The organism is Synechococcales cyanobacterium T60_A2020_003 (assembly GCA_015272205.1).
GTDB lineage: Bacteria > Cyanobacteriota > Cyanobacteriia > RECH01 > RECH01 > JACYMB01.
In genome coordinates, this window is sequence record JACYMB010000285.1 from 1 (window position 1) to 13,660 (window position 13,660).

Sequence of the window (13,660 nt, forward strand, 5' to 3'; positions counted from 1 at the left end):
TGGATATTGCAGATTTGCCGAATACCGAAGACGTTAGCGATCGCCCCTCTGCCGAAGATCCAATGGGTAATGTTCTCTCTCTGGATCTGCCTGAGTTTCCAGCGATCCAGCAGTTATCGGCTGTCGAACCTCCGGCGGAGGGTTCGGTTGAAAATACTCTAAGCAATCCAGACCTCCAAGTAGCCGTAGATCTGAACTCTGAACCGTCAATATCTCCACGCCCAGCGATCAGTTTTGATGTAAAACAAGGCTTGCCCAAGTGGGCTAAGTTTAGTGCTACGGGTTCAATGGATGTAGCAGAAATTGCTGAGGAGCAGCCTGCAATCTTAGAGCCAACGTCATCTGCAGCAATGCCATCCATTACCGACCCGTGGATGGAAGCGTCCACTCTCGATGCCCAAGGAGCGATCGCCCCATCCGAAGCGGCAATTGATGAGTCTCTCTCCCCTGCCCCGCGAGCCGATGCTGAAGAAGCATCTCCAGAAATTCAGGCAAATGCAATTCCCTTCGGATACGGTCAAGACGCTCCGACTCCCGAAATTAACCTCGATCCAGCCCTACTCGAACAGCTTGATGCGGCGGTGCGTCCTTTATTGGATTCCGTAGTGGATGCGATTCGCGGCGACGTAGCGCCTGTTCCAACGTTGTTAGATATGCCTCAAGAGGCGCAACCCCCGGCGCAGGAGCAGGAGCAAGATTCCGAGCCAATCACCCCTGAAACCACCTACCCCAATGGTTCTCCCCTCTTGGGACAGGCGGAAGAAGACCTCTGGCGTGATCTGGCGAAGTTGGTCAACATCTCCACCGATGACATCATTCAGGCCAGCCTATCCGGTGATTTTGATGCCTTTACCGCCATCGACTTTGATGCATTGCACCCATCGCAAACTGAGGATCATGCGAATCCAGCAGGGAGCGATCGCCCCCTAGCCGATCGACCTGAAATAAAAGGTGTGGAGGCGAAGCGTTCCCCCGTTCAAGCCAGCCGAACCGATACGTTAGATTTACCCTTCTCGAAATCGAGTCCTATATCTGCTGACTCAAGTGAGCTAGGGTCTGAAGATGCCAACCCTGTCGAAGCGCCCCCGTCCCCTGTGGTGTACCCCAATCGACCAACCCGGAAATTAACATCCATTAGCGCTGTAGACTTGCCCAGCTTTCCACGTGCTCCGTCTAGTCAGCCTGCACAAGCCTAAACTGCAACGCGTTATCAAACACAAACACCTCCCCCCTTGGGAGGTGCGGTCAAACATCAGCCATGATTGGTTGGGTCACGTATCGGCAATGGATTCAAACTACCGACACCTCAGCTCAGCGAAGCGTGACTGCGATCGTAGCTGCTGGCCGCCCCTGCTGAGGGCTTACCCTGAATGTGCGTCCAGTGTTCCGCCGCTTCGGCGGGCAAACCGACTTCCGTTGCTGCACGGCTCAGCATTGATTGTTGGCGATTTTTGATGAAATGGTGATGACGAATCATCAGTGCGCGTGCTTGATCTTGAGCAGACATTAGCATACCCTCCTGGCCTTTTTATAGCCTTGTTAGTTTTGAATATAACAAGAAATTCTGTAGCAAAGACTACAAAATGCCTATTTCTTAGAAAAATTCACATTGCTTAACAAAGGCAAGGTATGGACGATGGGTACCGATTCCGTGGGATCGATCTGCCAAGGCCCGTTTATTCATCGCAGAGGGGCGATCGCCCTACGCGTTCATCGCGGCTTCTCGTTGGGCCTGGCGCATCCGGATATGCTCCACACTGCCCACGGGAATCGCCGCGATCAGATGTTGGGTGTAGGGCTGCTGGGGATTGCGGTAGACGCTCTCGGCGGGGCCAATTTCCTCAACGCGACCTTGGTTCATCACCATAATGCGATCGCTCATAAACTTAACGACGCTGAGATCGTGGGAAATGAAAATGTAGGTTAATCCAAACTCACCTTGCAGTTCCTTGAGTAGATTCAAAACCTGAGCCTGTACCGAAACATCTAGCGCTGACACCGACTCGTCGCAGATAATGAATTTCGGATTTAAGGCTAAAGCGCGAGCAATACAAATCCGCTGGCGTTGTCCGCCCGAAAACTCGTGGGGATAGCGATCGATGCAGGTTGGGTCAAGCCCGACCCGTTCCAGGAGGTAGGCCACCCGCTCGCGGCGCTCCTGTCGTCCCCCCCCGACTCGGTGAATAGTCATTGGTTCCATCACCGCTGAGCCGATCGAAATGCGGGGGTCAAGGGAGCTAAAGGGATCTTGGAAAATAATTTGCATATCCCGTCGCAACTGACGCAGGACGTTCCCTTGCACAGTTGTCACGTTCGCACCACCAAACCAAATTTCACCGCCCATCGGTTTTACTAGCTGAATGAGCGATCGCGCCAGGGTCGTTTTACCACAGCCCGACTCACCCACCAGTCCCAGGGTTTCCCCTGGATAAATGTCGAAAGACACGCCCCGTACAGCCATGAAATAGTTTTGAGTTTGGCCGAACATCCCTTTCATCGGGAAGCCAACTTCCAGGTTCTTAACTGACAGCAAGGGAGATTGCACCTGTAACGCTTGGAGACGCTGGGCTTGTTCTGCCTCGCTGATTTCTGCGGCGATCCGAGCGGCTTGCTCATCAGTGAGCGATCGCTCCTGGATATTAATTTCCCCATTAGCCAGTTCCACCACGTCCATAAAGTCGCTGATGTTGGGAAGGTAGCGGGGACGGCGATCGGGCTGGGGACGGCAGGTTAGTAATCCCTTGGTGTAGGGATGTTGGGGATGCTCAAAGATATCGATGACTGATCCATACTCAACGATCTTGCCCTGGTACATGACCGCGACGGAATCGGCAATATCGGCAATCAGGCTGAGGTCGTGGGTAATGAAAATCATGGCCATGCCTCGGCGATCGCGCAACTCGCGCAGCAGATCCAAAATCGTGGCTTGCACCGTCACATCCAGGGCTGTTGTCGGCTCATCGGCAATCAAAATCGATGGATTGCAGGACATCGCCATGGCAATCATCACCCGCTGAAGCTGTCCGCCAGAGAGTTCGTGGGGATAGCGCTGTAAGATGGCGTGTTTTTGTTGGGCGATCGCATCTAATACCTCTCGCTCCGGTGGCTGTTCAGCCGGATCCAGATCTACTCCCAAGTCTTCCGCCCGTCGCTTCCGCCAGTCGGCAATGTAGGTATCCTGCATTTGCTCATCGCTGGGCAGCAGCTTTACCTCTTGCAGCAAATTGGCTGCCCGTCGCCGCGCTTCCGATTCGGAAATGTCCTGATGCTGCCGAATCGCTTCTACTAACTGATAGCCGCAGGTATAAACGGGATTGAGCGACGTCATCGGCTCCTGAAAAATCATGGAAACGTTGCCGCCGCGATATTTTTGTTTTTGTTCCTCCGAAAAGATGAGAACATTCACCATCTCGTCAGTTTTCTGGCTTTTTAACCAAATTTCGCCGCCTGTTACCTTCCCTGGAGGATTGGGAACCAGTCCCATCACGGCAAGAGCCGTGACCGATTTTCCGGATCCCGATTCGCCCACGATTCCGAGGGTTTGACCGCGTTTGACCTGAAACGACACATCATCAACGGCCTTAATCAAACTGCTATCAAGCTGGAACTGCACTTGAAGATTGCGAACGTCTAAAATCGTGTCACTCATGGCGGAGAAAAAGAACGGAAGAACGGTTGAAAGAGAAGGATTTTAGCGATCGCTAGCGATCGAGATGGCGCGGATCGAGGGCATCACGTAGACCATCGCCCAGGAGATTAAACGAGAGCACCGTCAGCACAATTAGGAGCGCAGGCGACCACACCAGCCACGGTTGCAAGACGAGGACAGAGGCATTAGTCGCTAACGATAGCATATTGCCCCAAGACGGGTCGGGTTGCTGAATGCCAAGACCAATCAGACTCAAGACCGCTTCCGCAATGATAAATCCGGGAATGGATAGGGTGGCGGAAATGATGATATATGTAGCGGTTTGGGGCAGGATGTGGCGCGTAATGATGTAAAGGGGACGGGCACCCATCGCTTGTGCCGCTTGGACGAAGTTTTGCTCCTTAAGCGACAGGACTTGACCCCGGATAATTCGCGCCAGTCCAGACCAACTGACGAAGGAGGTAATGAACACAATCAGCAGAAATCGCTGGGAACTGCTGAGTCCGGCGGGCAAAATGCCTGCCAGGGTGATGAGTAAGTAAATGGTCGGAATCGTCATCAGCACTTCGACCAAGCGCATCACAACCGCATCGGTCGCACCGCCGAAGAAGCCGGAAATGCCCCCCACCAACATGCCCAAGGGGAAAGTAATTAGGATGCCGACTAAGCCAACACTCAAGCTAATGCGGCCTCCGTACACCAATCGGCTGAACTGATCGCGGGCTTGATCGTCGGTTCCTAATAGGTTGAACCGTCCCTCGCCCACACTGCCAAAGAGGTGGCGATCGCCCGGAATGCCAGGGAAAAGCTGTACATCCTGAATCTTGAACCCGTCAGCCGCGATCACAGGCAGCGGCAGCTTGATTTTTAGGAAGCGGTATTCCTCCCCCTTCACAAACAGGCGGATCGGGGCAGGCTGCGTGCGGTCAACCCTAAGTTCGCGATCGCCCGTTTCTAAGTCCACCGGGCCTTGGGTAGTAGGGTAGACATGGGGGCCGATAAACTGGCCTGTCTCGTTGCGCCAGTACACCTGGGTGGGGGGCAGCAGCGCACCGTCTAATTGGGATGAGTAGGGATCATAGGGAGCCACAAACTCTGCAAAGATGACCGTCAAATAGAACACCAGCAAAACCAGCGCCCCCCAACGGGCGAGGGAGTTCTTCCTTAGCTTTTGCCACCAGTTCATAGCCCTTTGTTCCAAAATTGCTTGTGTAGATTGTAATGCGGATTTTCCGTTGCTAGGCAAATTCTATGTGCCAGCCTGTTATCTCAATTTTGAGTTTTAAGTGTTCAGTTTTGAGTTGACGATGCGTTATCCCATCAGGGATTTCAGCATTGGATTCGTAGCTAGAAGTTAAGAAATAAGCATTACTCTAACGCTATACCTTGGGTTTTGGCATAGCTGAGCAGCCAGTTCACCATCGTCGCGCGACGGGTTTTACGCGGAATCAGTTCATCCACCTTATAGCCCGGAAATTGGAGTTGTTCTTTTAGGAGTTGTTTGTGGTCTTTCGGGATGGAACGGGTGAGTTTGACCGTGGCTGGACGACTTTCGATAAAGGCTGGAGGATCGGGATAGGCGTCGCGCCAGTCAGGATCGACGGCATCGGTGTTCCAGCTCTGGGTTTGCGCGTCAAAGCGGTAGCCCAGGTAATGCCATACCAATTGGTGAGTCGTCTCATCGTCCAGGGTGTCGTTGAGGATGTCCCAAAGAGTTTGAGTGGTGAGAGGGGGAAGAGAGGTTATGTCGTGCATGGCGATCGTGATTTAAGCGTTGAATAGTTTCATCAATGCTTTAGGGCTTGTTCTACAATTTGCTGATCAACTTGTCATATTCTGCATGTGTCCCAATCCAAAACCAGGAAATACCGCTCTCTACTTCCACCCCTAGGGCACGGTAACTTAATCCTGCTCGAACTGACCAAATACTTGTTACTCAGCTTCTTGAAATGCAACGATAGATGGGATGGATCGGCTTTGAGCAGCTCGCAGCATTGATCAGCCGTTTGCTGAACACTCTCAGGTAAGGTGTCATAGCATTGCCAGAATCGTCGCGTTGTGTAGTGCATTAAATTTCAGATTTCACGGCAATGCCCTGCCTGAAACTCAGCGATCGCCTCTTGGGCTAGCGCTTCTAATCTACCATCTGCAACATCACGCTCTAGCTGTTCATCCCAGCGTTCATAATCTAAATCAAGAAACCATTGCCTTAGCTTCTCAAACTCATGAGGTGGAAGTGAGAGAATTGCATTTTCAATCTGCTCAAGATTTGACATGGATTTTTACGGCTCTGTTCTTGAGGGAATTATAGCTGTGTAGGCAAAGGCTAATCGCGGTACAAAGGCTTTATAGTCCATCACTCGCAGACAGCAAATGCTCCACCTCGGCGGCGATCGCCCGCCCCGTCAAAGAGGCGATCGCCCAGACTTTGCACCGCATGAACGCCGCCAAAAAACATATTGTGGGTATCCCAAGGAATGATCTGATCGTTCAGCGAACCGTCTAGGGTTGAGGGCGTGACCGGAGTGAGCCCCGGTTCCAGGTTAAACACGCCATTTTCCCAGTGAATACGCGGCGCGTTGACGGCTTCGTCCATCGGCATTTGGAAATCGATCAGGTTGGAAATGACTTGCAGAATTGCCGTACGGATTCGGTTTGATCCGCCCGAACCCAGCACAATCTCTGGGCGATCGCCCTTCAGCACAATCGTAGGAGCCATCATGGAAGAAATCCGCTGATTTTCGACCCAGCCGTGGAACCCGCCCGGATGCAGATCAGCCTCGCCCAGCATGTTGTTGATCAAAATGCCCGTTCCTGGAATCACGTAGCCCGATCCTTCGCCGTTGGAGGTGGTCACACTGGCGGCATTACCCTCCGCATCCACCACGCTGAGATGGGTGGTGCTGCCCCATTTGTTGACTGGAGTTTGGCCTGACAACAGGGGTTGCAGAAGGGTTTGATAGGCTTCGACATGGGATGGGGCGAGAAAGCGATCGGCAATCCCCGGTTCGTACAGCCGACCATCGTAGCCATCGGATCGGGCTTGGTTGGTGAGGCGCATCACCTGAGCCAAAATTCGCAAGTGTTCCTCGCTGCCAAAGGTGAGTGATTCTACGCTGAGGTCGTTGAGCAAACGGAGGGCAAAGGCGATCAGGGTGCCGCCGGAACTGGGCGGCGGATTGGTGACCAGGGTTTCGTTGCGGTAGCGGGTGATGAAGGGCGATCGCTCGATGACCTGATAGTTTAGCAAATCGTTGCGGGTGAGATAGCCGCCCCGGTGTTGGCAGTCGTGGAGGAGGCGCTGTGCCCACTCCCCCTCATAAAATTCGCCAATGCCGTGTTTCGTAATGTGGGCTAGACTGTGTCCCAAGTCCGGATTGACGAGGCGATCGCCCGGTTTGACCAGTTCGTCAGCGGGGAAATAGGAGGATCGCAGATCAGTGGCATGAACCAAGATCGGCTCTAGCAAGCGGCAGCAATAGCCCTGAAAGTCCGTAACCTCCACCCCATGCAAGGCATACTGAATGGCGGGGTCAGCCACTGCTGCAAAGGAGAGGCGTCCCAGGGATTGATGCACCTGCCAGAGTCCTGCAAGTACCCCCGGCACCGCCATCGACCCTAGCCCGATGTGAAACTCCTGGGTAGCGGTGCCAAAGTCCACCTCCACCGGAAAGAAATCGACCTCAGCGATCGCCCGTTTTTGGTGGGGTGTTTGGGTAAAGAAGTCAAACAGCACATTCTGGCCGTCGTGGGTATGGGCCAAGAGAAAGCCGCCGCCTGCCAGAGAGGTGAGGGTCGGTTCTACCACGCAGGCGGCTAAGACCGCTCCCACAGCAGCATCAAAGGCATTGCCGCCTTGGCGCAGGATTTCGATGCCTGCTTCTGCGGTTTTTGGATGTCCGGCTGCGATCGCTCCACGCATAGAGTTGATAGAGAACTGTGGTATTTAAAGATGCTATAGCTTACATCAAATTCTCAGAGAGAGCGGCACTGAATTGAGGGGCTAGATTGGAATTTCAATATAAAACGCCGTACCTTTCCCTTCTTGGGACTGGCATTTCAGAATTCCATGATGGCGTTCCACAATAATTTGATAGCTGATTGATAGCCCTAGTCCGGTTCCTTTACCAACGGACTTTGTCGTGAAGAAAGGATCAAAGATGCGATCGCGCACGGCTGTCGGAATCCCTAAACCGTTATCGGCAATGTAGATAGCAACGGCAGAACGGGGCGGATCAGTTTGGCGAGACTGAATAACACGGGTGCGAATGATGATTCTAGGGGGGCGATCGCGATAGGCCGGATTACTGCTCATACTGTCCAAGGCATCGATCGCATTGCTAAGAATGTTCATAAACACCTGATTAAGCTGCCCTGGATAGCACTTCACCAGGGGGAGCGTCCCGTAATCCTTACTGACCTGAATCCCAGGGTACTGAGGGGATGGCTTCAGCCGATGTTCCAAAATCATCAGCGTGCTATCCAGTCCGTCATGGAGGTTAAACTCCTTTTGTTCCGAGTCATCGATCCTCGAAAAGTTGCGCAATGACAGGACAATCTGACGGATGCGATCGGCTCCAACCTTCATCGAGGTCAGCAGTTTCGGCAAGTCCTCCTGGATGAAGTTCAAGTCAATGTTGTCCATGCAGGCTTGGATGTCTGGATGGGGGCGGGGATTGTGCTTTTGATACAGATTGAGCAGGGAAAATAGATCCTGGACGTAGCGATTGACGTAGGTGAGGTTGCCATAGACAAAGCTCACCGGATTATTAATTTCGTGGGCAACGCCCGCCAGCAGTTGTCCCAGGCTCGACATCTTTTCATGCTGGACAAGCTGGGTCTGGGCATGGTGCAGATCTTGCAACGCTTGACGATACTGCTGATTTTTAGTGTGGAGCGATCGCTCAATTCGCTGTCGCCAGTGCATCGTGCGTTCAAGATTGGCTGCGCTCACCCGGAGTTCAAATTGAGTCATGACTTGATGGCTGAGAACCGTTAACACATCAATCTGCTCGGCGGAGGGTGCCCAAGGCTGATAGTTCATCACGCATAAGGCTCCGATTACCCATCCATCCGGTGTTCGCAGGGGCACTCCTGCATAGGCTCGAATGGGCTTCTCGTGATGCATCAAAGGATGATGGGCAAGGGTCGGGTCAGCCAGGGTATCTTCAATCACGAGTACCGATAGGGGACGCTGCACCAGGCGATCGCTAATACTGAGCGATCGCGGAATTTGGGGGATGTTCAAGCCAACGCGCGACTTAAACCAAACTCGGTTGCCATCAATCAGCGCAATCAGGGCAATTGGCGTTTGGCATAGCCGCGCTACTAACCCAGTCAGTTCATCCAGGGCAACCTCTGAGATGGTGTCCAACATGCCATAGCGATGCAGAGCCCGTAGGCGACTCGCCTCCAGGATACATGCATCAGTATTGGGATCGTTCACCATGAATGCCCCGATGTGTGTTGATCACGGTTTAGATCAGGGAAACGGATTCCCCTCTCTTAGTCATCTAGTAATCATCTACAGTGCTTCTTCTTTAGATCTGGACAGGACTCAGAGGAGCCATTCTGGGTCAGGACTGACGCACTACGTGCGGCGTCCTGAGTCTTTTAGGCGATTTTGCGCGGGTTACAGCCACGCAAAATCGCCCAATTGCGTAAGTCCTGTGAATGAGAGTTGCTCCCCTGTGGCTGCAAACAGATTGAGAATCCTGTAGACAGTTGCTATAGAAAATGAACGTGTTAGAAGATGCCCCTGAAGTTCTAGGGTGTGTCGGGTGAACTGCTGAACCGATACCCTTTGCCATACACAGTATGAATCAAAGGATACTCGCTTGGTGCTTCAATTTTACGGCGCAGGAGCCGAATTTGAGCGGCCAGGGCATTACTGCTCGGCTGTTCCTCCGTTCCCCAAAGATAGTCCTGAATTTGTTTGTGGGTAAGGAGTTGGTTGGAATGCCGCATCAAGTATTCCAGGAGTTGGCTTTCCTTTTCGGATAGGTCGATGGTGCGATCGCGCCGATAGGCCACTTGATTGGTGACGTCTAGTTCGAGATCGCCCACCGTGAGACGAGCCGGAACCGCCGGAACCACATCCAACGTCGGTGGCCGCCGCAACAAGGCTCGCACCCGTGCCAGGAGCTCTCGTAGCTCAAAAGGTTTGACGAGATAATCATCGGCTCCGGCATCTAAGCCAAGCACCCGGTCATCAATGGTATCTTTAGCGGTCAGGAAAAGGACGGGGGTGGTATCGCCGCGCGATCGCAAGCCTTGACAAATCTCTAGCCCACTTTGCCCTGGCAGCATCCAATCCAGGATTAGCAGGCTGTAGTCCTGGTTGGCCGCAAGCTTGGCTCCCGTGATTCCATCCGAGGCAACATCCACCTCGTAGCCTTCGCGGGTGAGCTGGCGCTTGAGGGCATCGGCTAGCTCAATTTCGTCATCGACTAACAGAATTCGCATGGGCGATCGCCATTCCAGGCCATATTTCAACCTTCATTAACGCACTCTCAGCCCCCAATGGGCAATCCATAGCCGTTAGCCAATCTGAATCAGCTTACTGGAAGAATGGGCTCCAGCTTTGATCGTGATTTGAGATTTGGGCACATCAAAATGCTTGGCGAGGAGGACGATCAATTCGGCATTCGCTTTACCGTCCACAGGGGGAGACTTGAGCCGCACCCGCAGCACGCCATCCTCCCCCGTCTGAATGTCCTGGATTTTGGAATTGGGTTTCACAGTGACTCGAATCTTTTCCATTACTGATCCCTCAGAACAGCATCCCGATCAAAATTAAAACGGCTCCCACCACTAAGCAAATCTTCATCCAGAGCGAGGTATTTTTAGCGGCGCGATCGCTCTCCGTTGTCAAAGTATCGTCTGTTTTAAAGGACACGATAAATCGATGATCCGGATTCGTCGGTTTCTGAAGCACGAGGGTTCCCGGTTGGTCGCTCACCATGCCCACCACCAGTACTCGCCGTCCTATGGGCAACACCGACTCGTTGTATCGATAGCCCAGCGTCCGTCGTCCAGCACTGGGCGCATTCACGGCCAGTGAAAATGATCCATAGGAAATCAGCCCACCGCGATCGGATTCTTGTCGAAACTCATCGAGCACCGTTTCAGTATCAATGGTGGCTCCGTCCACGCTGACTTCAATGGTTCCCGTCCCATCGTTCAGCAAAAAGGGCACGGATCGCTTATTGCTGGACATGACTTGAGAGCCGTGCTGGGTTTCCGTTGTGCGCTTGCCCTCTGAATCGGTTCGGGTCACCGTTTCTTCGTATTCTCGCGTTACGCTCATGGTGTAGTAGACGCAGTCCGTTGCCGATAGCTCTGACTGCAACGGGCGATCGCACTCTATCGTTCCCAACACCTTCACATAGTCGCGCCAACTGCCACCACCAATATCTTGGGATACCGCCTCAGCCAGTTGATTCAATTCGGCCACGGTCGCAGATTTGGCGGTGCGGAGACTGGCAACCGTGCCACGCTGATGACGCTCGTTGAAAAAGAGGATGATCGCAATGATCAAGAAAATAATGCCCAATACAATCAAAAACGTCATGGTAAGAGCCTGCTGCTAAATGGCGATCGCACGGAATTGAACTGACTCTATTTTTGAATGCCTAAAGTAGAGGTGGGAGCCAACTCTTATGAAATCATAAGGGGGCTAATCATGGACAAATGTTTCAAGTCATGTCGATGGGCGATCGCGGCCTTCATGTCCCTAATTTGGATACTAGGCATTAATTCATCCTCTGCGGCTCATTCACAAACTGGGAATGTCGCTCAGATAAACCCTTTGAACGGTCTCTATCCTCGTCGGTCTGAAGAATTTTTCCAAGAGGGGCAAGCACGGTTAGAAGAGGAGATTCGGATTCTTGGACAGGAGGATACGGAGAGTGCTAAACCGATTCTGGTCACTGATGAACGGGACATAGATTGGATGCGTTTTGAGCATCTGACGCGTAAAGCGGTGATTCATTCATCCCCCTCTTCGTTTGAAACGTAGACTCACCACTACAGCTCAAAATCTGCTTTGCTGATGAGCGCATCATCCACCCCTTTAAGCTGGGCTAGTTTGGCATCCTCAAACGCAATAATGGTTGATCCTCGCTTCTCAAAAATATCCAGCTTGCGATACTTGAGATTTCCCGTCAATCCCAGCGTATCCTTGCCATCTTTGAAGTCTAAAATTTGGGCAAATCCACCCTCTACAAGCAAAAAGAGATCCGCACCAACATCCCCGAACAGTGAGTTATTTCCTGTGCCGCCATTCAGCTTGTCATTATCCTTGCCGCCATTGAGCGTATCGTCCCCATCCTGACCTACGAGTAAGTCATTACCGTCTCCACCCAGAAGCGTATCGTTGCCACTGTCGCCATAGAGTTTATCGTTGCCGCTATCGCCGGAGAGTTCATCCCTGCCGCTGCCGCCATTCAGCTTATCGCCACCACTGCTGCCTGTCAGCGTGTCATCGCCCTGATCACCGTTTAGGGTATCCTTGCCACCTCTGCCCGTAATGCGATCGTCACCTCGCAGACCGGAAATGACATCATCACCGCTGGTGCCGACGAGTTTATCATTTCCGTCTGTAGCTCCGTTCACCGTGAAGCGCTGAGCGTAAACCCCATAGTCACTGCGATCTTGCCCATCACTAGTCCACGAGACAATGGCATCTCCATCCTCGTTGAGAGCAACGGATGGATCGAACTGATCCCCCGTTGTAAAGGAGTTAACTCGGAATTCTTTAGAGGCATTGAAGGTGCTGTTATAGGTACGCGCATAGATACCATACCCGTCTTTGTCCTGATCCTCACTGCTCCACGCAATCAAGATGTTGCCATCGTTGTCGAGGGCAATATCTGGCCCCCATTGGTTCCCATCTTCAAACTCATTAACCTGAAATTCTTTTTTATCCAGAGCAGTACCGCTATCATCATACCGCCGCGCAAAGACGCCATCAGTATCCCTGTCCTGCCCCGTACTTTCCCATGCAATCACAAAGTTACCGTCATCATCCATCGCGATCGCCGGACGGTTTTGATTTCCAGTCGTATAGGTATTGACCCGAAATCGGTTGCCTACTGTGCTGCCGTTGGCATTAAAGCGCTGAGCATAGACCGCATAACCACTGCGATCGCCCGAATCACTGCTGTTGCGACTCTCCCAGGTGATCACAAAACTGCCATCTTCGGCGATCGCTACATCGGGCTTGGCCAATTGATTCGTTGTGCTGGAGGTTGTGAGGCTAGACACCGTAATTTGGCTACCGACAGGATTGCCATTTTCGCTGAAGCGCTGGGCATAAATCCGATGTTCGATATTACTGAAAATGTCTATCGTTTCGCTGTGCCACGTGACCACATACTCTCCATCGCTAGTCATGGCGATCGCAGGCTGATACTGATCGCCCACGGTTGAGGTATTAATAACCTTATTGTTACCTCGGGTCGCTCCGGCACTGTTATAGCGTTGCCCAATGATCCCTAAACCGTCCCCATCCCCATCAAAGGAATCATTATCGTCATCTTCGTTTTGCCAGACAATGGTGAAGTTTCCCAGAGAGTCTGTGGCGATATCGGGAGAACCTAACGATCCGCCATTGTTATTCGTCTCGGCGTCTACTGAGAAGTAGGAACCATCCTTCGCGCCTTTGTCGTTATACCGCTGAGCATAGATCCGGTTCTCTCTTTCATTAGTACCGTAGCGGCTATACCAGGTAATAACAAAATCCCCTTCTGAATCAAGAGCGATCGCCGAATCAAACTGTTTACCAACGGTAAGCGTATTAACTCGAAATTCAGAATCAATAGGAGTTGCAGACACAGATTATTCCTCACGCGAACAGGACGCTCACAACAACGTGACATCCTGAATGGACAACGGCTACCTAAACTGACGTGCTCAACGTAGCAACCATCAAGCCCATCCCCAAGCCACACCGAAGCAAACTCTATCCCATCAGATGAGACCAGTCCCCAAAAAGTTCCCGACAATTTT

13 protein-coding genes are annotated in these 13,660 nt (G+C 52.3%); 2 read left to right on the forward strand and 11 right to left on the reverse strand.

All coding sequences use genetic code 11. The annotated features are described in order from the left end of the window. On the forward strand, positions 1–1,196 hold a 1,196-nt coding region (locus IGR76_14040), incomplete at its 5' end, for a hypothetical protein (GenBank protein ID MBF2079598.1). 110 nt (positions 1,197–1,306) lie between these two features. Here the strand turns inward: IGR76_14040 and IGR76_14045 are convergent. The 10 genes from IGR76_14045 to IGR76_14090 all read right to left on the reverse strand — a co-directional run bounded on the left by IGR76_14045 (position 1,307) and on the right by IGR76_14090 (position 11,222). Beyond that, on the reverse strand, positions 1,307–1,507 hold the full coding sequence (locus IGR76_14045; protein MBF2079599.1) for a hypothetical protein: 201 nt from the start codon (positions 1,505–1,507) through the stop codon (positions 1,307–1,309). A gap of 195 nt (positions 1,508–1,702) precedes the next feature. Beyond that, the gene (locus IGR76_14050; protein MBF2079600.1) at positions 1,703–3,649 is read right to left on the reverse strand and encodes an ABC transporter ATP-binding protein; all 1,947 of its coding nucleotides are present in this window, start codon (positions 3,647–3,649) and stop codon (positions 1,703–1,705) included. A gap of 52 nt (positions 3,650–3,701) precedes the next feature. Then, a complete protein-coding gene (locus IGR76_14055; protein MBF2079601.1) occupies positions 3,702–4,835 on the reverse strand; it encodes an ABC transporter permease in 1,134 nt (377 codons plus the stop codon). Positions 4,836–5,017: 182 nt separating this feature from the next. Then, positions 5,018–5,395 (reverse strand): DUF1823 family protein, encoded by a 378-nt coding sequence (locus tag IGR76_14060; GenBank protein ID MBF2079602.1) that lies wholly within the window; start codon positions 5,393–5,395, stop codon positions 5,018–5,020. A 329-nt stretch (positions 5,396–5,724) separates the two neighbouring features. Then, positions 5,725–5,925: a hypothetical protein gene (locus IGR76_14065; protein MBF2079603.1), complete on the reverse strand. Its 201-nt coding sequence runs from the start codon at positions 5,923–5,925 to the stop codon at positions 5,725–5,727. An 80-nt stretch (positions 5,926–6,005) separates the two neighbouring features. Further along, the gene (gene ggt, locus IGR76_14070) at positions 6,006–7,571 is read right to left on the reverse strand and encodes a gamma-glutamyltransferase (GenBank protein MBF2079604.1); all 1,566 of its coding nucleotides are present in this window, start codon (positions 7,569–7,571) and stop codon (positions 6,006–6,008) included. Positions 7,572–7,652: 81 nt separating this feature from the next. Further along, positions 7,653–9,098 carry a GAF domain-containing sensor histidine kinase gene (locus tag IGR76_14075; protein MBF2079605.1) on the reverse strand — a complete coding sequence of 482 codons (1,446 nt, stop codon included), beginning with the start codon at positions 9,096–9,098 and terminating at the stop codon, positions 7,653–7,655. 317 nt (positions 9,099–9,415) lie between these two features. Then, a complete protein-coding gene (locus IGR76_14080; protein ID MBF2079606.1) occupies positions 9,416–10,114 on the reverse strand; it encodes a response regulator transcription factor in 699 nt (232 codons plus the stop codon). Between the two features lie 75 nt (positions 10,115–10,189). Next, the gene (locus IGR76_14085; GenBank protein MBF2079607.1) at positions 10,190–10,411 is read right to left on the reverse strand and encodes a DUF167 domain-containing protein; all 222 of its coding nucleotides are present in this window, start codon (positions 10,409–10,411) and stop codon (positions 10,190–10,192) included. Between the two features lie 10 nt (positions 10,412–10,421). Next, a complete protein-coding gene (locus IGR76_14090) occupies positions 10,422–11,222 on the reverse strand; it encodes an E3 ubiquitin ligase family protein (GenBank protein ID MBF2079608.1) in 801 nt (266 codons plus the stop codon). Positions 11,223–11,333: 111 nt separating this feature from the next. On the opposite strand from IGR76_14090, the gene IGR76_14095 reads away from it, so the two are divergent. Further along, on the forward strand, positions 11,334–11,669 hold the full coding sequence (locus tag IGR76_14095; protein ID MBF2079609.1) for a hypothetical protein: 336 nt from the start codon (positions 11,334–11,336) through the stop codon (positions 11,667–11,669). An 8-nt stretch (positions 11,670–11,677) separates the two neighbouring features. Here IGR76_14095 and IGR76_14100 read toward each other — a convergent pair whose 3' ends face one another. Beyond that, the gene (locus tag IGR76_14100) at positions 11,678–13,486 is read right to left on the reverse strand and encodes a hypothetical protein (protein ID MBF2079610.1); all 1,809 of its coding nucleotides are present in this window, start codon (positions 13,484–13,486) and stop codon (positions 11,678–11,680) included. Positions 13,487–13,660 lie beyond the last annotated feature (174 nt).